This is a genomic window from Streptomyces sp. NPDC096132, assembly GCF_044763345.1.
GTDB lineage: Bacteria > Actinomycetota > Actinomycetes > Streptomycetales > Streptomycetaceae > Streptomyces.
Window position 1 is genome coordinate 1 of the sequence record NZ_JBIWGA010000062.1, and the last position, 20,473, is coordinate 20,473.

Below are 20,473 nucleotides of genomic sequence, written 5' to 3' on the forward strand. Positions count from 1 at the left end.
CACGGCCGAGTACTCACACCCTCCCGAACGGCCGAATCGTCACATCGGTCACGCCCGGCCAGGACACCTCAACAAGATCGTGTTACAAGCTCTTAGGTCCTCATCACTCCTGGAGGGGTCGCAACTTGGGCGTGTTCATGGTGGGCGGCCTGGTGGTCATCGTCCTCATCAACTCCTGGTGGTCCAGCAGGTGCGACTCGTCGATCAGGACCGCGTTGCGTCCGCGTTCGTCGACCTCCGCGGCCAGCGCGGCGGACGCCTGACCTGACGGGCATTCACCTCGCGCGGTTCCTACTGGACCCGTGCGAGGTACCCGGTGGAGGTCACCTGGCAGGCCGGCTGGAGATCGCCGACGCCGGAACATCACCTGCTGGAACTGGAGCTGGCGGCCGCCACCGAAGTCCGGCAGACGGCGGCGCAGCCGCTGACCGGGGAACGGCTCACTGGATCAGCTCGATGTGCGGATGGTCCGGGGATACCGGGCAGACGTGCAGCTGCAGATCGTAGCCTCGAGCAAGGTCGAGCATGGTCGGGTTGTGCGGTTCGGGATGGATGGTGGATGACAGAGAGCGGGCTCGGTCCTCGTCGGGAATCCAGTCGGGATAGTTGGAGTTCCATTCGCCCGAGGCGATGGTCAGCAGCGGATCCATCTCGGTGCCGCATGAGGGGCAGAGCCGGGGTAGGGGATCGGTGAGGCCCCAACGGGTCCATCCACCGACCTTCCAGCCGGGAGCGACAGACATCCTGCCCGTGTAGAGCTCGTTGTAGAAATCCTTCGAGTAGGGCGTGTCAGAGCTGTCCAGCGGGTACGGCGTGTTGTCAAAGCTGTCCAGAGCGGCGCCGGCCGCCTGCCATCTGCGCCAGTCCTCCAGTTGTCGCTGGAGCTCCTTGCCCAGTTCCATGATGTTGGGGTATTCGGTGATCTGCTCCGGCGCGAGCAGGCACGGCTCCGGCAGGTAGCCGGGGAACTGGATCGCGGGCGGCTCGGGGGGTGTGTCGAGGATGTCGGTGACCGCGGCGGCGGACCGCCAGAACAGCGCGGTCTCGGGCTGCGCGAGGTGGTCGAAGGGGCACCACAGCACTTGGAGCAGATCTGCCTCGGCCTGCTTGGGCGGGCGCAGCAAGGGGACGTCGCGTACGTACAACTGGGCCACGGGCAGCATGGCGATCGGGCCCTCGGGCCACGGGCGGCCGGCCTTGATCCGCTCCTCGATCGCCAGCTCCTCGGGCGTGTACCGGGTCCCCGGGGGATCGCCGCCCGGCCGGTTCGCCACCGCTGCCCGGATGCGTCGCCGCTGCCGCACGTCCTCCGGCGAAAGGATCGCGTTCCACCCGTCCCACTTGTGCGGCCCTTCGCAGTGCGGCCACGGCTCGTCGGCGGGCCACAGCAGCGGCCCGCCGACTGAGCTGTCGTACGGCGTGGGCGACCCGGGGCGGGGATGCAGCCGGGTCGCCGTGCGTGCCAGCGGGGCAAGTTGCGGGGCGACCGCGGTAACGTCGACCAGTCGGGGCGGGGTGGTACGGGTGCGGAGTGCAGCGGCAATACTCATTGCCCGCTCGGCGCACACCGACCGGATCTCGTCCAGCAGCTCGGGGTAGTGCTCGCCGTACGTGTTCAGCGCATGCCACACCGCGTCCAGTGCTGCTGTGAGCGGGGCGGGCTTGGCGGCGGCGAGCACGGCGGGAAGAGCGAAGTGCTGCTGTGAGATCCGTCCCGGGGTGTGCGGCGTAACGGCAGGGTGCACCGTCACGACGACCTTGTTCCCTGTGTCCGCGGACGGTGGCGGGACGTACGGCGGCCACTCCGGAGGTATCGCTTCGAGCACCGTCCTGTCCGGTACACGAGGGTCGGAGCGCAGGGTCTCCCACATCCGGGCCGGGTCGTCGAACGGCGGCGGCAGAGGGCGTCCCTCTGCCGACTCCGAGAGCGCCTGGGCGACCCACGGCACATCGGTCAGGCCCGCAGCCTCGCAGGCCCGCCGCGCGGCCAACAATGCCACTGCACGCTGGACCTCGGGACCCACGACATCGAGGGCGTGCACCAGGTCGCTGTCGAAGCGGAGCAGACCGAGGACGTTGCTCTCGCGGGCACCACGCAGCCTCTCGCTCGGCAGCCGCCCGCCCCACTCCCACTCCTCGTAGTGCAGGCGTCGCCCCTCGGCGGCCTGTTCGGCCCGCTCCTCGGCGGCCCGTCGGAACACCTGGCGAGTCAGGCGTTCGGCCTCGGCGAGCTGCTCGGGCGTACGCGCCGTCCGGCGCACGTTCCCGTGCAGGTCCCCGGCCATCCGCGAGGTGTGGCGGATCACCTGCTCCGGGCGGGGTGGGGCAGGCCAGAACTGCAGGAGGTAGCTGTCCGCCCGGGACTCCCCGGCCACTCTGGTGGAGAGTTCCCGTCCCTCGTCCATCCCCCGGGCGCAGTACCGGACCCGGTAGTCGGTCCGGGCGAGACCCAGGTCCCACGCGGCCTCACCGTCCCCCTGCACCAGCCGTGTGCGTTCCGACTCTGGGCGGAAGGACACCTCCATCACGTCATCCCAGACCGGGTCCAGCACAGGGGCTGCGTCGTGGACTTCCACGACAAAGCCGACGTCGCCCGCGTACAGCCCGGTGGACAGGACGATCACACCTGGGACCGCAGCCCCGCACAACCCCCCGATCTGGTACGCGAACGCCGTGGCGAGGTCAGGTCTGGCGCTGTCCGGATCGCTCTCGACGTAGATCTGACGATCGTGAACACGCACCTCGCCTGCGACCGGCCTACGCACAGCACTCCCCTCGTCGAGGACGGCCTCAAAGCCCCTGTCGGGCAGGCCGTCACGTGCCCCGCATCATGCCGCAGGCCACTGACAACACGGCCGACGACGCCGCGAGGCCGACGGTGACATCGGCGATGCGGCCACTGACGCAAGAGGGTGTCGGTCCACGATGTGCCGTTTGCGGCCCGGCACCTTCTTGCCGCCGTCGTAACCGCGTGAGGCTGCCGACACCGTCGCGGCGGCCCGTACCGACTGCGCGTCGATGCCCCCGCCGTGGGCCCTGCCTCGCGGCCCTCCCGTTCACGGACTTCCCGCCCAGTCGGTCGTGGAAGTCTGTGATCAGCCCGCGCTCGCGCCAGCGGCGGAAGCAGGCGCGGATCCGACCCCAGCCGGAGAAGTCCGCGGGCATCGCCCGCCACGAGATCCCGCCCGTGACCAGGTGACGGATCACGTCCAGCAGCTGCCGGTGACAGTGCCCCTCGTGCGATCCGCCCTTCCCCCGAAGCCAGGCCGGCACCGGCAGCAGTGGCCGGACGGCCGCCCATTCCGCGTCCGACATGTCGGAGGGATACCGGCGTTCCCGGTCCCGGTGGCCGACCGCGTTGCCGTACGCGTGCGTGAGGTGATCACACGATCGTGCAGCCGCGTTGGACGGGAGAGGTTCGGAGGCGCACAACAACGACATCAGGGCCTACCGGCACTGCTCGGTTGGATTCGCATCCTCGAGCTACCGAGAGGCCCCGTCTTCATACGCGTACGACGGGAAGAACACCTCGGCGAGAAACCGGTTCGACCCGCACGTTCCATGATCGGTTCAGATACGGCTTCTCAGTCACGCCGCCGTCTGTCGTGTGAAACAACTTCAGGCCAGACACCTTCCCCTCCTCGATTCGAAGATCGAGAACGCCACGGAAGGGCAAGTTTGTTTCCACACGAGGCTTCTGACGCGTGAAGATCGTGTGCGAGGTGCTCCGTACGGACCGGTTGAGGTTCACCCGACTCCTCTGTCACCAGGGATCTACGATTTCGCCACTCTTCCCGCAGCCCCCGAGAAGCACGCAAGGAAGCTGCTGTCAGCGACGCGCGAATCGTGGTTCTGGATCACTTTCAGTGCCAGGGCCACGGAGGGTCACCGAAACCGCGATCATGAACGGCCGTGGGTGATGTGCTCCTCCAGGACCTGTGGTTCCACCAGGTCGAGGGTGTAGAGGTCGAAAACGCTACCGGCTGTGAACCCGGGACGACAGCGTCCCGCACGCCGGACACGCAGCCTGATCCACACCCGTCCGAGCCCGTATGGTCACCAACTCGCCGTACGTCGGCTCGCCGACAGTGCCGTCGGCGGTCGTTCGGTGCTGATCGAGTTACAGGTGCGGCGGTTCCGCTGCCGTGAACGCGCCTGCGGGCAGGCGACGTTCGCCGAGCAGGTCGACGGACTCACCTTTCGGCACGGGCGGCGAAGTACCGGTCTGCGGACCGTGCTCGAACGCCTGGCGGTGATGCTGGCCGGTCGGGCTGGCGCACGCTTGTCCCAGACCCTGACGGTCGGGGTGAGCAGGTCGACGTTGCTGCGGCTGATCCGGCGCCTGCCAGAGCCTGAAACCACGACGCCGCGGGTGCTGGGGGTGGACGAGCTCGCGCTGCGCAAGGGGCACAACTACGGCACGATCCTGATCGACATCGAGACCCGTCAGCCCATCGACCTGCTCCCGGACCGCACAACGTCGACGGTGGCCCGGTGGCTCGCAGCTCACCCCGGCGTCGAAGTGATCTGCCGAGACCGCTCCGCCGCCTATGCCGAGGCCGGGCGAATCGGCGCCCCGGAGGCGGTCCATGTCGCGGATCGGTGGCACATCTGGTCGAACCTCGCCGAGGCCGTCGAGAAGACCGTCGTCCAGCATCGCGCTCTGCTTCGCGAGCCGCACGACTCCGCCGCGGTCCAGGCCGCTGCAGCCATGGAGACGCTGGAGCTCGAACCGGTCTCCCCCTCGGGACCGCGGACAGCCGGTCGGCTGTCCGATCGGATCCGGGAACAGCACGGCGCCGTCCACGCCCTCCTCGACAATGGAGTTGGGCTGCGAGCGATCGGCCGTGAGCTCGGACTGGCTCGCAACACCGTCCGCCGCCTCGCCCACGCGGCAAGCGCGGACGAACTCCTGGTCGGACGGTGGACCGACCGCACCAGCATCCTCGACCCCCACAAGCCCTACCTCCACCAGCGATGGGCCGAGGGCTGCACCATCGCCCGCCGCCTGTTCGAGGAAGTACGCGAGCGCGGCTACACCGGCGGCGAGAGCGTCGTGAAGAAATACGTGGCCCGGCTCCGCGATGCCTTCCCCCTCGATCCGCCTCGCAAGGCACCGTCGGTGCGGGACGTGACCAGCTGGCTCACCCGCCACCCCGACCGTCTCACCGACGACCAGGCACAGCGCCTCAAGGAGATCCTGGCCCGCTGCCCCGCACTCGACCGCACCGCCGGCCACGTCCGCGCGTTCGCCGAGCTCATGAACAACCGCAAGGGCCGGGACCTGGACCAGTGGGTCACCAGCGTCCAGGCAGACGACCTGCCTGCCCTGCACACCTTCGTGACCGGCCTCGGCCAGGACCTCGACGCCGTCGTTGCCGGCCTCAGCCTGCGCTACAGCTCCGGCGCCGTCGAAGGCCACAACAACAAGATCAAGATGCTGAAGCGCCAGATGTTCGGCCGCGCCAACTTCGACCTGCTCCGCAAACGGGTCCTCCTCGCCGCGCGAGGCCGTTCATGATCGCGGTTTCGGTGACCCTCCGTGGCCCTGGCACTGAAAGTGATCCAGAACCACGATTCGCGCGTCGCTGACATGCCTTGACCAGTTCCTCGCGGGTCATCGAGGAACGTCCGGGGATGTCGGCGTCGGAGGCGCGCTGGTAGTGCTCGGTCTTGGTCAGTTCGTCCAGCTCCGCGGTCTGTGGTCTGGGCTGCCTTCTTCTCCGCACGCCCCCGACGTTTCCCGGGCGATTGCCTCAACTTTGCAGGTGAGCGGCCCCCTGTGGCGGCTTCTCCTGTCTCCGCGCCGTTCTTGCGGGCGCTTCTGGCCCGCTCGACACTGGCTTCCAGTGCGCCCATGAGGTCGATGACGTTGGTGGAACGTGGTGGCGGGTCGCCCTTCTCCACCGGCTGGCCCGTGCGTTTCGCCTCCACGAGCTGGAGCACCTTCTCCTGGTAGGTGTCGTGGTATTCCTCCGGCTCCCAGTCGATGCTCAGCGCCTGGACCAGTTGCACCGCCGTCTGCAGCTCCTTGTCGGCGACCCGCGCCTCCTCCGGGAGCCTCCCGATCTCCCAGCGAGGGTCGCTGACCTCGTCCGCCCAGTGCATGGTGTGCATCGCCAGGACGTCGCCTTCTGCCTTGACGGCGACCAGGTACTCGCGGTTGCGCATGACGACGGTGGCGATACCTACCTTGTTCGCCTGGGCCAGGGCGCTGTGGAGCAGGGCGTAGACCTTGGCATACTCCTTGCCCTTGGGGGCGAGGTAGTAGGTCCTGTCGAAAAAGACCGGCTCGACCTGATCCAGGTCGACGAACCCCGTGATCTCCATCGACTTGGACTGGCCGGGGGCATGCCCCCATGCTGACACCCACCACTCACAACGCCCCCGCGCACCACCATCCGCACACTCCCGCACACCACCTTGACGCAGCGGCCAGCAGCACGGTCACCAGGAGCACCGGGATCAAGGGCAGCAGCCGTAGGAATGATGAGGGCTGGGCGCGGGAGCCACCTGGGGACGCCGAGCGCCCGTGACCGGCGCGGAGGATCTACTGTCTGGTTGCCGGGTGCGATGCCGGCATCTGGTTCCCCTGCTGGGCCGACGGTAGGTTTCATTTCTTAGGTATCCGTAAGAGCGTGGTCCCCAGCAACGCTCTAATCCTGGCCTCAGGTTGACCGGGGACAATGAGCGGCAAAAACATCGACTGGAAGGGGGCGGGCCGGGGTGCGGATCATGATCGCGGATGATGACGTGGCCGTCCGTGAGTCGCTGGAGCGGGTGCTCCAGGTCGAGGGTTACGACACCAGCACCGTCGCCAACGGTCTCGCCGTGCTCGACGGGGTCGGTGGGTCGAGCGGTGACACGCTGGATCTGTTGCTCCTCGACGTGATGATGCCCCGCCTCGGCGGGTTGGAGACCTGCCGGCGGTTGCGGGCCGCGGGTCGGGATCTGCCGGTGCTGATGCTGACCGCCCGTGACCGGGTCGCCGACCGGGTCGCGGGGCTGGACGCGGGCGCCGACGACTACCTGGCCAAGCCGTTCGCCACCGAGGAGTTGCTGGCCCGGGTGCGGGCCCTGCTGCGTCGGCGCACGCCGATCGACGGGGAGTCGCAGATCCTGTCGTACGCCGACGTCCGGCTCGATCCTGACAGGTTCGAGGCGTGGCGGGGCGGGCGGCCACTGCGCCTGACCCGGACCGAGTTCCTCCTCCTGGAGGTCCTCGTGAGCAACGCGACCCGGGTTTTGACCCGTGACGCGCTGTTCGAGGCGATCTGGGGCTTCGGGATGAGTTCCACCGCCAACAACCTCCAGGTATACGTGAGCTACCTGCGCCGCAAGATGGAGGCCGAGGGTGAGCCGCGATTGATCTACACGCTGCGTGGCCTGGGATACACGCTGCGGGAGACCCCTCCGTGAGCAGGCCCGCCGGCCGGGAACCGCGCCGGCTGACCCGATGGTGGCGCCGGCGGTCCCTGCGGACCAGGCTGACGGTGATCGCGGCGACGGCCATCGCGGTCAGCGTGTTCGTGGCCTTCCAGGTGGCCAGCGAGCTACTGGACTGGGAGCTGCGGGACACCGCGGAGAATCAGCTGCGCGCCGACTCCCGCGTCTTGGCGACGAACGCGGAGCGCGCCGGTCTGGCGCAGGTCCAGCTGCCGTCGTATCCCGGATCCGGTCGGCTGGTGCGGGTCATCCTGCCCGACGGCTCGATCCGGATGCCGGCCGGCCAACCCGCGCTGCCCCCGGTCAGCGAGCACGCCGAGCGCGTGGCGCAGGGCGCGTCGGCCGACCTGATGGAGTCGAACGACAGCGACGAGGACGGCTACCTCATCTACACGCTGCGGGCGGGCGACGGCGCGGTCCAGGTGGCCCGCGTCGTCGACGACAGCCCGATCAACCGGTTCGGGTTCGGCATGCTGCTGATCGGGCTGCTCTGCGTGGTCGGCGGCGCCCTTGTCGGGCGGACCGTGGCACGGACGGGGCTGGCACCGATCGACCGGCTGACCGCCGCCGCGGTACGTGTCGCGCACACCCGGGATCTCGACGCCGACATCCCGGATGAGGGCGGTGGGGAGATCCGGCGGCTGATCCAGTCGATCAACGACATGCTCGCCGCGCTCCGGGACTCCCGGCGGGCCCAGCGGCTGCTCGCCGAGGACGCCGCCCACGAGCTCAAGACCCCGCTCACCAGCCTGCGCCTCAACGCCGAGCTGCTGATCCGGCTCGACCAGCGCGGCACCCTGGACAGCGCACTGCCGGCGGAGAGCCGGACCCGGCTGCTCAACGATCTCGGCTCCCAGGTGGCCGAGTTGAGCACCCTTGCCGACGAGCTGACCGACCTGGCGCGCGGTGACGTGAGCGACGAGAACACCGAGCTGCTCGACCTCGCTGACGTGGTGGTGGCTGCCGCGACCCGGGCGCGTTCCCGCGTGCCCGGCATCGAGGTCGCGCTCGACGTGACCTCCGTGTCGGTGAGCGGGCGTCCCGCCGCGCTCGAGCGGGCGGTACTCAACCTCATCGACAACGCCGGCAAGTGGTCCCCCGCGGACCAGCCGGTCCAGGTCCGGCTCCGGGCCGAGGGCACATCGGCGGTGCTCGAGGTCGACGACGCCGGGCCGGGCATCGACGCCGCCGACGTACCGCGGGTGTTCGACCGGTTCTACCGTGCCGACAGCGCCCGGGCGTTGCCGGGATCCGGTCTGGGGCTGTCGATCGTGCAGCGAGTCGTCGACGCCCACGGCGGCCGGGCCACCGTCGCCCGCTCCGCACGCGGTGGCGCGCTGCTTCGGGTCGACCTTCCGGCCGCGTCCCCGCCCGCCCCTGTCGCGCGGCTCACCGCCGGGGAGGACACCGCGGTGCGCTGACCCGCCCCGGCGGCGCGGCGCAGGCGGCGGAGGACCAAAGGACGGCGACCGTCGGGCCCATGAAAAAATCCGGGACGGGCCTGGATCCCCGTCCCGGATCTCGTCCGTGCCGCCGCGCTCACCGTTGCAGCGCGGGCTCCTCGCCGTCGGCGAGCGGCTGTTGACCGTCCGGCAGCTCCGCCGCCGGACGGGACAGCCTGCTCGGCCACCAGATCCGTCGGCCGATCAGCAAGGTGAGGGCGGGCACCAGGACCGACCGCACCAGCAGGGCGTCGAGCAGCACGCCGAAGGCGACCAGGAACCCGACCTCGATCAGCATCACCAGCGGAAGTGTGGCAAGGACCGCGAACGTGGCCGCCAGGACCAGGCCTGCCGAGGTGATGACGCCACCGGTGGCCGAGAGGGCTTTGAGCATGCCCTCTCTGGTGCCGAGACGCACGGTCTCCTCCCGGGCCCGGCTGGCCAGGAAGATGTTGTAGTCGACGCCGAGCGCCACCAGGAACAGGAAGGCCAGCAGCGGCACCGAGTAGTCGACACCCTTGAACCCGAGGATCGTGTCGAAGACGAACACGCTGCCGCCGAAGGCTGCGGCGAACGAGACGATCACGGTGGCCATCAGGACCAGCGGGGCCAGGATCGCGCGCAGCAGCAGACCGAGGACGATCAGGACGACGGCGAGCACCAGCGGGATCACCAGCTTCTCGTCGCGGCTGGTGGTCACCTCGGTGTCGAGGTTCTCCGCACTCGGCCCGCCGACGATGGCCTCCGCCCCGCTCACCGCGTGCACGGCGGTGCGCACCCGCTTGATCGTGTCGTACTCGGCGACGGTGTCCGGCGCGTCCTTCGGGAACACGGAGATGTTGGCCCAGCCACCGCTGGTCTGCTCCGGGATGGCCAGGGCCACACCGCGAGTGTCCTTGACGATGTCGAGCACCCGCTCCTGGTGCGCCGGCCGCGTGAAGACCGTCATCGGCTGGCCGCCGAGCTCCGGGAAGTGCTGGCGGAGAACGGTGAAGCCGGTGACCGACTCGGGCGCGGACAGGAACTGGTCCTGCTCCCGCAGGGCGCCGGTGTTGCCCGCCAGCCCGAGGGCGAGCACGCCGAGGACTCCGAGCGAGCCGAGCGTCGCCACCCACCGGCGGCGGCTGATGGCGGTGCCGAGCCGTCCCCACAGCCCCGGCTTCTCCGCCACGGCCGTGCTGAACCGCGGTATGGCCGGCCAGAAGATCCGCCTGCCGAGCACCACGAGCACCGCCGGGAACAGCGTCAGCATGGCCACCAGCGCGCACAGGATGCCGGCCGCACCGATCGGGCCCAGCCCGCTGGTGCTGTTCAGGTCCGCGACGAGCAGGCAGAGCAGGCCGGCGACCACGGTGGCCGCGGACGCGACGATGGCCGGCGCCGCGCCGCGCAGCGCGTGGACCATCGCGACCCGGACGTTCTCGTGGTGGTGCAGTGCCTCCCGGTATCGAGCGATGAGCAACAGCGCGTAGTCCGTGCCGACGCCGAATACCAGGATCGTCAGCAGCGCCGAGTTCTGGTTGTTGACCACGATGCCGAAGCCCTTGACGAGCAGGTAGACGGTCGCCATCGCGGTCAGTGCGGCCGCGCCGACGGCCACCAGCGGGATGATCCACAACACCGGGCTGCGGTAGGTGAGGATGAGCAGGAGCGTGACGACGGCGATGGTGGTGAGGAGGACCTGCACGTCGATGCCGTCGAAGACGGCATCCATGTCGCCGTCGATCGCGGCCGGGCCGGTCACGTCGAGGTCCAGGCCGGACGGGCGGTCCTTCGCGGCGTCACGCAACGGGCCGACGATGTCCTCCGGTGCGCCGTAGGCCGTGCTCACCTCGAGGGTGAACATCATCGCCTTGCGGTCGGTGGAGGGGCTCGTCGGTGAGCCCTCGTCGTCCTCGCCGGCCGCCGCCGTCGCCTTCGGCGGGTACCGCTTGGCAAGGGTGTTGTAGTGGCGCTCGACCGTCGCGCGGTCGGCGTGGGTCATGCCGCCGGCGCGGTGGTACACGAAGACGAACGTGTTGTTGTCACCGCCGGGGAGACTGTCGTCCAGCACCGCCACCTTGGTGGACTCGGCACTGGCCGGCAGGGTGTCTACGGCGCTGTCGGTGGTGACCGAGCTCAACTTTCCGCTCAGCGGCACCATGCCCGCCGCCAGCACCAGCCATAAGCCAATCACTAACCACGGCACCCACCGGCCTGCCAACCGGTCGGCCGGCGCTTCCCCGGACGGCGCTGTGTCGACTGCCATCACTAGCCTCCTACATACGGGTTGCATCGCTTGTCTGGACGCCTACTTCGTAGCGAGCGAACCTGAGGCGACTGTTAATGCGCTGCTCAGGCCGGTTGGCCGAACCATGTGCCCAGCGCACGCACCAGCGTGGTGGCGTCGCAGTCCTGCCCGGTAGGCAAGGCCCAGGCGACACAGCCGTCGGGCCGGATGAGCAGCGCGTCGACGTCCACCCGGTCCGTGCGGGCGATGACGGTGTCGACCCGCCCGGTCCACGCGGCCGCGGCATCGCGGACCTCCGCGCGGTCGACGAGGTCGGGCAGGAGCCCACGCCCGTCACGCAGCAGGTCCGCCGACCGGGTCATCGCGGTGACGACGTCCGGGTCGGGCCGCTCCAGCGTCAGATTCATGTCCGCCCGGGTACAGGGTGCCGACGAGCCGGTGGTCGTCGTCGCCCAGGTCGTACCGGACGTCCATGCCGGCGAGCCTGTCGGCGACGTACGGGCGGGCGTCGTCGCGGTCCATCAGGTCGGAGAACATCTCCTACAGCGCCCTCGTCTGCGGGTCGGGACGCATCAGGGCGATGTGGGCCCGGAGTTCTGACCGCACAGCTCGACGAACCCGGCTGGGCCGCCGAGGAAGTCCGGATCACCCGCAGGACACTGCTGGGGCTGCCCGACCCCGGGCCGACCTCGGGCCGACCCCGGCCGCCCGCGCCGCCGGTACCGAAGCTGCCGGATCATCCGGCCTGCCAGCAGATCATGGCGGTGTTCACCGCGGCCGACCATTCACTGCGGGCCCGGCAGGTGTGCGAGGCGATGGACCTGGCGGTCGCGCCCAACACCATCAACAACGTCCGCCTCAAGCTCAAGCGGCCGGCGCGGGATCCTGACCGAGACCGAGCCATGCTTGTTCACTCAGTCGCGGCCGCAGCCGACCGACGTCGCCTCGGCCTGCCCGCTCGTCCCGCACGAAGCGAACAATCAGACATCAGGCCTCATACCGCGCTCTCGAGACCGAGGGTCGATCGACCCCTCGTAATCAAGCACCGTGCTGACCCTCCGCGACCGTTCCCCAAGATCTGTGCCAGAGCCCGGAGGAAGTCGTCGTAGCCACGACGCTGACCGTGGACGGCGGGAAGACCGCTGTCGTGGCCGGGAGACGTGCGGCACCACGCCCTGCGTGGTGGGTGGGGGGGGGTAACGGCGGCGCGGGTGGAGCTTCTCACCGTCCGCACTCGGTGAAGACTCGCCCCGACGCCAACGACGAGCGCGCTCCCGCACGGTCGAGGAGCCGTCAGCGCGAGCTGCCAGACCGTCAGCTTCAGCAATGCCCAACAGATGACCCGGCCGGGGTCGCCATCGCGTAATGGTGGATGTCAGACTGAATCCAGCCTCGGAGCTGCGGTGGTGGCCGATCTGACGTACAGGCCCGCGGACTCGGCGAGGAAGACGGCTTGCCGGATGAGGAAGTCCGGCTCTGGGTGTAGAGCCGCGACGAGTCCTGCCGCAGCCGGCGGGAAGGAACCGCCGCCATGAAGGCGCAGAGCTGGCGCCCTCCTCGCCGGTTCCGGCGACGAAGATCTTCTTGTCCCCGCGACGAGCAGGCTCTCCTGCATCACCGGCCGCTCGGTTTTTGCGTGGTCATGATGGTGCTCACTGGCGGTCGAGGTGCCCCTGGGGCACCAGAGCGAACCCGGTCGGGGGGCAGAAGTCGGACGGCGCGGTCGCGTAGACGTAGGCGTCAGGGCGCGGGACCAAGGCGGGCCGCGTGGTGCTCTGTCAACCACGGCGCCAGGATGCCGCCGCTGTCGACGACCGCACCTTGGCCGGGCGAGAACCCGCTGGCAGCACCGACGGCGAGGGCACGCCGAGGCGCTCCCAGGCCGCTCTGTGGCGTGCGATCCGAGGTACAGCAGTGGCCGGCGGCTCTTGAGCACGTCGTCCAGGCGGGCCTTCGTGCGCCGTCTCACTGTTCCGTCACGAAGTGCGCCGCGTGGCTCCTGTCCCGACCCCCCGGGCCTGTGCTCTGACAGGCGGCCAATATGCATGAGGAGCACCGACCAGGAACGTGGGCGAGGGTAGGCCGCCGCCGTGGCTTCTTCCGGAACGCGGCATTCGGCTCCCGCCCTCACCTCGCTGGACGCTACGGTCGTTCAAGAGACGAGGGGATGTGAGGGATGGACGCAGCCCGAACCTTCTGTAGCTTCGTGCCACCTCACATCCTGGAACGGATGGTCCAGAATGAGGATCCGGAACTGGCTGGCCGTGCCCGCCGCACGCTGGAGCGCGACGCTTACGAACGCACCCACCGCCGGCTGACCACGGTCGTCGGCGCCCCCTCCATCACCGCACCCGTAGGCGCGGAGGCGGGCAAGCCGCACCGCACCCTCTACGACGCCCGGCACCGCACCGACCTGCCGGGCAAGAAGGTCCGCGCCGAGGGCTCGGACCCCGGCACGGACGCCACAGTCAACCGCGCCTACGCCGGTCTCGGAGCCACCTTCGAGCTGTTCCTCAAGGCATACCAGCGCGACTCCATCGACGGAGCCGGCGTCCCGCTCGACGCGAGCGTCCACTACGACGAGAACTACAACAACGCCTTCTGGAACGGCGAGCAGATGGTGTTCGGCGACGGCGACGGCGAGATCTTCCTCGACTTCACCATCCCGATCGACGTCATCGGCCACGAACTCACCCACGGCGTCACCCAGTACACGGCCAACCTCACCTACTTCGGCCAGCCCGGCGCGCTCAACGAGTCGATGTCCGATGTCTTCGGCTCCCTCATCAAGCAGCACACCCTCGGCCAGACCGCCGACGAGGCCGACTGGCTGATCGGCGCGGGCCTCCTCGCCCCCCGCGTCACCGGCTCCGCCCTGCGCTCGATGAAGGCCCCGGGCACGGCGTACGACGACGACGTCCTCGGCAAGGACCCGCAGCCCGCGACCATGGACGGCTACGTCCGCACCGGCCGCGACAACGGCGGCGTCCACATCAACTCCGGCATCCCCAACCACGCCTTCTACATCGTCGCCACCACCCTCGGCGGCCACGCCTGGGAACGGGCCGGACAGATCTGGTACGACGTCCTCACCGGCGGCCAGTTGAAGAAGGACGCCCTGTTCACCGACTTCGCCAACCTGACCGTCAAGGCCGCGCGTGAACGCTTCGGCGACAGCGACGAACTCGAAGCGGTGAAGAAGGCCTGGGAGCAGGTTGGAGTGCTCCGGGCTACGCCCATATCCGGGCCGATGTTCCACGGCAGTATTACGGGCAGCCAGATTGCTATCGGCGGCGATGTCAGGCAGAGCAACTACTACGCTGGGCACGTCCCGCCTGGCCACACCCCGCCCGGTCCCGATGTCGGCGGCGACGATGACGACGAGTGGTGATCCGTGGGGGACATTGCCAAGGGCGCCCTGGTAGGGGCCTGGACGCTGCTGGTGGGGTGGATTCTGCCGGCAGCAGTCAACCTGAGTGTGTTTTTCTTCGCCGTCGCCCCCAGCCTGCGAAGCACCACCCCCTTTTCGCAGATATGGCCCACCACCAGCGCCAATGCAACCCTGCTCCTGCTGTCCAGCTCAGTGGTCCTCGGCCTCGTACTCAACGCCCTTCAAAATCCCCTCTATCGCGTCTTGGAGGGCTATCTCCTGTGGCCTGCTCGCCAGTACGAAAGAGGCTGCGCCCGCCGCCGACAGCACAAGTGGGATATCCAAGACCGCCTGAGGCTGCTGCGCCTGCAGCGTCAGCTACAGGCAAATAGCCACCTTTCCGCCCTCGCCCAGGCGGATCTGACCCGCCTCAGACACCACCCGCGCATCGCACGAGCTGCTCAAAGGGACCGTCGCCTTACCGCTGCTCAACGAGCCCTGCTCAGGGAAAAGCTGCGCCGTTACCCGGTCGACGACGCGCAGATCGCGCCTACCCGGCTCGGCAACGGCATCCGCCGCTTCGAGGAGTACGGATACGACCGGTTCCGCCTGGACACTCAGATCCTCTGGAACGAGCTCACCGGCGCAGGCGTCGTCCGCCTTGCGGAAGCGGGCGACGGCCGCCTGGACGGCGGCGGCCACCGCCGCGCCCGTCAGTTCGGCGCCCACGCCGACGATGAAGTCCTGTACAACGTCGACGACTCCGAAGCTGCCCGGTGTCTCGACCTCGATCGCCGGGATAGGCGTGAGCTGCTTGGCCACCGAGGTCTCCTCTGCGAGCCCTCGCAGCAGGCGCTCCGTTTCCTGCTCGCCGCCGATCACACGTACGCGCACCAGGTCACCCGGCAACAGTTGCGTCATGTTCGTATCTCCCCCTCATTCGTCCTACATCGGGACATGATCAGCGATTGTACGGTTCTGCAGTGGCCCCAGAGTTGTCTTCACCACCCAATATCCTTGCCAAATGGGCGGGTTGCGGCCCACGAAGTCACTGCCGGTACCGCATGTCGTGCGAACCACCTTGGCCGCCGCGCAGGTGCACGGCAGTCTGACGGCGGTGTGGTCGGTCATATCTCGGTCTCTCTCCCTCGAATGCCCGGTCAGGCTGCTCGCCCCGCGGTGGCTGACGTCCCCGTGCTCGGCCTGCGGCAGTTGCCGGCGGTGGTCGCCCTTGGGGCAGGCGAGCACGACGACATCGGCGTTCTCAGCCATGGACGGCTCCTCGGTTTTCCAGAGAGCGGACCGCAGGACGCTGTGGGAAAGCGGCGACGGGCGTTGCCAGTGGGTGGCCATAGGACAGGAACAACAAGGCTCGCGCCGACCCGAAGGTCGGCGAGTTCCGCGAGAAGGAAGCCGACAAGGGCGCGAAGGCCACGAAGGAGAAAGCGGCCGCCGCGAAGGCGAGCAGCCAGAGCACCATCAACAACAAGGCGCCGGGGCGCTGTACGACCCGAAGGACCCGTTCAACGAGGCGGTCGCCGCGTTCTACGTCAAGCCTCCGGCGGACTCGGTGCTCTGTATGCGCCGGTGCTGTCACTGACGGCCGGCGACGCTGAGCGGCCAGGTCTGCTCGGCTACATCAAAGGTCTGCGGTTCATCCGGATCGAGGCGTTCGACACCGACGCCGCGGTCACCGCCACCGAACTGCTGCGCTTCGGGCATTCCTGGGCCGCCGTCCACGCCATCCACGCCGCCCGTCCTTCCGCGCCCACCCCACCGGCCGGTTCCTGCTCACCCTGACTCCCAAAGCGTATGCGGGCACCGGCGTGCAGGCTGTTCATCCCGGCCAGTAACCGCCTGCGTCTGGACGCTCCGTCCCGCCGGTCCGTGCCGTCGAGGACCGGGTCCCCTGGCACCGCGCGGCCTCCGCACCCTTCGGCGGGAGCAGCACCGCTCGAGCAGGGCGGTTGCGTTGTCTGTTCTGATGTGCCCTCCCGCGCAGGGGCTTGGCCGAAACCGTGCGCGGAACTCGGTGCCCCGCCTCCCTCGCATTCGACCTCCTTGCCGGTGGGGTCCTGGGCGGCGTTTTTGCGCCGTGCTTTTAGCGGCACTGGAGTCCTCCCGAACCATGGGTGAGGAAGATGCCGCGTGCAGGGTCACTCGCGGGCACCCAGCAGGAGTTGGTGCGCAAGGCGCAGGCCTCCCGCGGCGAGGCCGCCCCCTCGGTCCTGGCCGGGACGGTGGCCCGCCGCTCGAGCCGGCCAGCACTCCTCGGGGCTGTGTCCGCGCTGGCGTACGGGCAGCGCGGACACAGCCCCGCAGCTCGTCAGGGAGGCGCACGGTGAGCTGGACACCGGCTCCAGGCCGTCCGCGGCCTTCCTGGACGCCTCCGGCATGGTGGCCCCAACCGCGGCGTACACCGCCGCCGGGGCCCATATGCCCTCTGCCCGCCCAGCAGTTCGCAGCCCTGGCCGAACAGACCGCAGCCCGCCTTGTCCGCGGCCGCGGGCGAGGAGCTGTCGCGGCGCTGTGCGTGCTGTACGCGGGCGTTGCCCGGCCCTGGGCTAGAAGGTCAGGTTCCAGGCGTCGATCTTGCCTGTGTCGGAGGCGGCGTTGTCGTTGACGCGCAGCTTCCAGGTGCCGTTCGCGACCTCCGAGGAGGCGTTCACGGTGTAGGTCTGGGCGATGTTGTCGGCGCTGCCGCCGGCGTGGTTGTGCAGCGTGTAGACGGTGCCGTCCGGCGCCACCAGGTCGACCTTCAGGTCACCGATGTAGGTGTGCTTGATGTCCACACCCACCTTGAGGGTGGCCGGGGCGTTGCCGGTCACACCCGTGACGGCGATCGGGCTCTCCACGGTCGCGTTGTCGTTGACGGCGAAGTCCGCGAGGTTCTCGAAGTACGCGCCGGGCGGCGGGGTGGCCCCGACGGCCTTGAGCGCGTCCACCTGTCCCTCGCCGAAGAACGAGTTATTGGCCGTCGTGCCCGTGCAGCGGCTGTCCGAGGGGCAGGCGATGTCGTTGGCCTGCTCGGCCAGCTTGGCGCGGAGCTGCGCCGGGGTGATGCCCGGGTTGGCGCTGGCGATGAGTGCCGCCACGCCGACCACGTGCGGGGTGGCCATCGAGGTGCCGCTCTTGCTGCCGTAGCCGCCGCCGGGGACGGTGGAGTACACGTTGCTGCCCGGCGCCGCGACGTCGATGACGCCCTGACCGTAGTTGGAGAACGAGGCCTTGGTGACGCCAGTGCCGTTGGCCGCGACCGTGACCACGCCCGGCAGCTCGGTCGGGATGTCGAGGCAGGCGTTGGTGATGGTGCGGGTGACCGGCGTCGAGTCGTTCGGGCTCGCGGAGTCGGTCGTCTTGTGGGCGAGGTCGTAGTTCTCGTTGCCCGCGGCGGCGATCTGGAGGGAGCCCTTGCCCTCGGCGTACTCCTGGGCGCGCTTGACGCCCTCGATGATGGCGGCCTGGTCGATGTTGTCCGGGCAGTTGAACTGCCACGGGTCCGTGTAATAGCTGTTATTGGTGACCTTGAAGCCGTGGTCACCGGCCCAGACGAAGCCGCAGATGGTGTTCTCGGCGAAGAAGAAGGAGTTGCCCGGCTCGGCGACCCGGACCGCGGCGATCTTCACCCCGGGTGCCACGCCGACGACGCCCTTGCCGTTCTTGGCCGCGGCGATGGTGCCCGCTACGTGGGTGCCGTGCGTGTCGACGTCCCGCCACGCGCCGGCACGGGTGTCGGGCTTGCCGTAGGCGCAGGAGACCGAGTCGGCCGCGTCGAAGTTGGGCGCCAGGTCCTGGTGCTGGTCGTCCACACCGGTGTCCAGGATGCCGACCGTGACGGAGGCGGAGCCCGGGTTCACGGCCCAGGCCTGGTCGGCCTTGATCTGGCTCATGTCGGCTCGGACCGGTTCCCCGGCAGGGGTCGAGGCCTGGGCCGGATTGGCCGGGAGCGCCGGGTTGTAGGCGTCAGCCGGGACGTCCGAGGTACGCGTGGCGCCGACCTGCTGCACGCCGGCGACACCGCGCATGGTGGCGGCGAATCCGCTGGACGCCGAGTGGGCGACGATCACGCCGATGGCGTCGAAGTTCGAGAAGACGGTGCCGCCGTTGGCCTCGATCGCGGAACGGACCGCAGAGCTGTCACCGGGGGCGGTGATCACGAGGTAGGCACGCGTCCCGGCCACCCAGGTCGCACTCTGGGATGCCGGCACGGCGGCCGGAGCGTGGGCCTTGGCGGCCGGCGCGGTGGAGGGGACGACGGGGAGCGTGCCCGCGAGGGCGCCCGGGGCGCCGAACGCGAGGGCGGCACCGAGCGTGGCCGCCAGCACCAGCGTGCGTCTGGGTCGGCCGGATATGGGGGGTATCAATGCGTCCTCCGGAGACGGCCCGGCCGTGCTGAGGGCACCGGCCGGGCCGTAGGAAACGAGTGGTCGATGCAAGATGTCAGGTACATGCTCCAGTGCGGAAGTACTTTTCCGTGCAGGGACGCTATAGAGGCATGGCTGAAAAGAGACGTACTCCGGGCATCGAGGGTCGGGATCCACCGAGAGCTCGGCGACGTCGACCGCGCCCTGGCGTACGCCGCCGGCCTGGTGCCGGCCGTGCTGCCCGCACCAGAGCGCCGGACCCGCGCGGGGACCGACACCGCCCGCGCCCTGGTGGCCGTCGGCGACGTAGTACCCTCTCGTGCCGGTCGAAGCGCCGAGCAAATTGCCGGCGTTCCCAGACCTGGGGTACAGCGTTTCGGGAGCCACCTCGCCCTCTGAGCTGCTGAAACGGACTTTCGTACAAGCCCTCCTGGCCCTCGGCCCTGGCTTCGGCATCCCATGTCGGTGACGCCGGAATCAGCCGGGCGCAGGTGGCATCGATCGTCGCGGACGCGCTGCGGCGCGTGGCCTTCAGAGAGGCTCTGGTCGCCACCTATGTGTGGGGGAAGGGGAAACGCGGCTCCCCCAGCGGCAGCGGTCCCGCCTCCCTGCAAAAGATCCTGACCGCCGAGGGCCTGGATAACTCACCGACCCGTGCGGTCACCACGTTGAGCACGGCGTCAGCGACGAGGTGTGGGCGAACGCCGCCAAGCACTACGACCAGCAGCAGCTCGCCGCCCTGGTGCTGCTGGTCGGCTTCATGAACCTGGCGAACCGGATGAACATCATCACCCGGCAGCCCGGAGGCGACTACCAGCTCGGGAAGTGGCACTGAAACCACCCGGGATGAGGTCGCCAACCGGAGCCGGGTCCCCATGTCCCTGCGGGGCGGGCCGGGCAGAATGGAAGAATGCGGCCTTGAGTGATTCTGTACGGGATCAACATGAGTACAGGAGACGCCGGAAGCCGGGGGGTGCCCCTATCTCTTTGGTCAAGGTGGTCGGGTGGCAGTGTGGCTGTCATGAGTGATGACGTGCCTGTCCGAGAGTCGGCGGGTGAGGGCATGCGGCCGTGCGACTTCTGTGGTCATCCGGTCGTGATGGACTCGCTCGACGAGCGGGACTGCCCCGTGTGCGGCGAGGCCGCTGAGGATCAGCCGGCTGCGGCCGGCCGGGGTTCGTAGAAGGTTCCGTCGCGGAGCATCGCAAAGAGGACGTCGGCCCGTCGTCGGGCAAGGCAGAGCAGGGCCTGGGTGTGATGCTTGCCCTGGGCGATCTTCCTGTCGTAGTAGATCCGCGATGCCGGGTCGCCCAGGGCGGCGAACGCGGAGAGGAAGAAGGCCCGCTTGAGCTGCTTGTTTCCTCTCCTGGAAGGCTGTTCGCCGCGGATCGATGACCCGGAACTGCGGGTCGCGGGGGCGAGCCCTGCGTAGGCGGCGAGGTGGCCGGCGGTCGGGAAGGTGCTGCCGTCGCCGACCTCTATCAGGATGCGGGCTCCGGTCCTGGCGCCGACTCCCGGCATCGACATCAGGACCGCGGAAAGACATCTCACGGCGCTAAGAGTCAAGCCGGAGTGGCTTCGAGGAGCGGGGCGAAGGCTCGGTGTTCGTCGTAGGGAATCT

General features: G+C 69.2%; 16 protein-coding genes and 3 pseudogenes. 10 read left to right on the forward strand and 9 right to left on the reverse strand.

The window, feature by feature from the left end; translation table 11 throughout:
- Window positions 1–125: 125 nt before the first annotated feature.
- Window positions 126–263 carry a hypothetical protein gene (locus ACIRF9_RS51530; RefSeq protein ID WP_403837421.1) on the forward strand — a complete coding sequence of 46 codons (138 nt, stop codon included), beginning with the start codon at window positions 126–128 and terminating at the stop codon, window positions 261–263.
- A 177-nt stretch (window positions 264–440) separates the two neighbouring features.
- Here the strand turns inward: ACIRF9_RS51530 and ACIRF9_RS51535 are convergent, their stop codons facing one another.
- The gene (locus tag ACIRF9_RS51535) at window positions 441–1,550 is read right to left on the reverse strand and encodes a hypothetical protein (RefSeq protein ID WP_403837447.1); all 1,110 of its coding nucleotides are present in this window, start codon (window positions 1,548–1,550) and stop codon (window positions 441–443) included.
- 1,264 nt (window positions 1,551–2,814) lie between these two features.
- The gene (locus tag ACIRF9_RS51540; protein ID WP_403837423.1) at window positions 2,815–3,441 is read right to left on the reverse strand and encodes a transposase; all 627 of its coding nucleotides are present in this window, start codon (window positions 3,439–3,441) and stop codon (window positions 2,815–2,817) included.
- Window positions 3,442–4,108: 667 nt separating this feature from the next.
- Here ACIRF9_RS51540 and ACIRF9_RS51545 point away from each other — a divergent pair.
- Window positions 4,109–5,521, forward strand: coding sequence for an ISL3 family transposase (locus ACIRF9_RS51545; protein WP_403837424.1), 1,413 nt, complete (start codon window positions 4,109–4,111; stop codon window positions 5,519–5,521).
- A gap of 560 nt (window positions 5,522–6,081) precedes the next feature.
- Here the strand turns inward: ACIRF9_RS51545 and ACIRF9_RS51550 are convergent.
- Window positions 6,082–6,330, reverse strand: a pseudogene (locus ACIRF9_RS51550) (Ku protein); the annotation flags it as partial.
- Window positions 6,331–6,726: 396 nt separating this feature from the next.
- Between ACIRF9_RS51550 and ACIRF9_RS51555 the strand changes: the two are divergent.
- Window positions 6,727–7,419 carry a response regulator transcription factor gene (locus ACIRF9_RS51555; RefSeq protein WP_403837426.1) on the forward strand — a complete coding sequence of 231 codons (693 nt, stop codon included), beginning with the start codon at window positions 6,727–6,729 and terminating at the stop codon, window positions 7,417–7,419.
- The gene (locus tag ACIRF9_RS51560; RefSeq protein WP_403837428.1) at window positions 7,416–8,867 is read left to right on the forward strand and encodes an ATP-binding protein; all 1,452 of its coding nucleotides are present in this window, start codon (window positions 7,416–7,418) and stop codon (window positions 8,865–8,867) included. Before ACIRF9_RS51555 ends, ACIRF9_RS51560 begins: the two co-directional genes overlap by 4 nt.
- Before the next feature lie 118 nt (window positions 8,868–8,985).
- On the opposite strand, the gene ACIRF9_RS51565 is transcribed toward ACIRF9_RS51560, so the two are convergent.
- Window positions 8,986–11,136 carry an MMPL family transporter gene (locus tag ACIRF9_RS51565; protein ID WP_403837430.1) on the reverse strand — a complete coding sequence of 717 codons (2,151 nt, stop codon included), beginning with the start codon at window positions 11,134–11,136 and terminating at the stop codon, window positions 8,986–8,988.
- Between the two features lie 86 nt (window positions 11,137–11,222).
- Window positions 11,223–11,525, reverse strand: coding sequence for a hypothetical protein (locus tag ACIRF9_RS51570; protein WP_403837432.1), 303 nt, complete (start codon window positions 11,523–11,525; stop codon window positions 11,223–11,225).
- Here ACIRF9_RS51570 and ACIRF9_RS51575 point away from each other — a divergent pair.
- Window positions 11,524–11,718: a hypothetical protein gene (locus ACIRF9_RS51575; protein WP_403837433.1), complete on the forward strand. Its 195-nt coding sequence runs from the start codon at window positions 11,524–11,526 to the stop codon at window positions 11,716–11,718. The genes ACIRF9_RS51570 and ACIRF9_RS51575 overlap by 2 nt on opposite strands.
- Before the next feature lie 1,576 nt (window positions 11,719–13,294).
- A complete protein-coding gene (locus ACIRF9_RS51580; RefSeq protein ID WP_403837435.1) occupies window positions 13,295–14,509 on the forward strand; it encodes a M4 family metallopeptidase in 1,215 nt (404 codons plus the stop codon).
- Window positions 14,510–14,866: 357 nt separating this feature from the next.
- Here ACIRF9_RS51580 and ACIRF9_RS51585 read toward each other — a convergent pair whose 3' ends face one another.
- The gene (locus ACIRF9_RS51585) at window positions 14,867–15,409 is read right to left on the reverse strand and encodes a hypothetical protein (protein ID WP_403837436.1); all 543 of its coding nucleotides are present in this window, start codon (window positions 15,407–15,409) and stop codon (window positions 14,867–14,869) included.
- A 24-nt stretch (window positions 15,410–15,433) separates the two neighbouring features.
- A complete protein-coding gene (locus tag ACIRF9_RS51590; protein ID WP_403837438.1) occupies window positions 15,434–15,760 on the reverse strand; it encodes a hypothetical protein in 327 nt (108 codons plus the stop codon).
- Window positions 15,761–16,075: 315 nt separating this feature from the next.
- Between ACIRF9_RS51590 and ACIRF9_RS51595 the strand changes: the two genes are divergently transcribed.
- A complete protein-coding gene (locus ACIRF9_RS51595) occupies window positions 16,076–16,288 on the forward strand; it encodes a hypothetical protein (RefSeq protein ID WP_403837440.1) in 213 nt (70 codons plus the stop codon).
- Window positions 16,289–16,629: 341 nt separating this feature from the next.
- Window positions 16,630–16,833 carry a hypothetical protein gene (locus tag ACIRF9_RS51600; RefSeq protein WP_403837441.1) on the forward strand — a complete coding sequence of 68 codons (204 nt, stop codon included), beginning with the start codon at window positions 16,630–16,632 and terminating at the stop codon, window positions 16,831–16,833.
- Window positions 16,834–17,052: 219 nt separating this feature from the next.
- On the opposite strand, the gene ACIRF9_RS51605 is transcribed toward ACIRF9_RS51600, so the two are convergent.
- Window positions 17,053–18,813 (reverse strand): S8 family peptidase, encoded by a 1,761-nt coding sequence (locus ACIRF9_RS51605; protein WP_403837443.1) that lies wholly within the window; start codon window positions 18,811–18,813, stop codon window positions 17,053–17,055.
- Between the two features lie 530 nt (window positions 18,814–19,343).
- Between ACIRF9_RS51605 and ACIRF9_RS51610 the strand changes: the two are divergent.
- Window positions 19,344–19,475, forward strand: a pseudogene (locus ACIRF9_RS51610) (hypothetical protein); the annotation flags it as partial.
- Window positions 19,476–19,528: 53 nt separating this feature from the next.
- Window positions 19,529–19,687 (forward strand): annotated as a pseudogene (locus ACIRF9_RS51615) (carboxymuconolactone decarboxylase family protein); the annotation flags it as partial.
- Window positions 19,688–20,004: 317 nt separating this feature from the next.
- Here ACIRF9_RS51615 and ACIRF9_RS51620 read toward each other — a convergent pair.
- Window positions 20,005–20,473: transposase (locus tag ACIRF9_RS51620; protein ID WP_403837445.1), on the reverse strand; the 469-nt coding region annotated here is incomplete at its 5' end.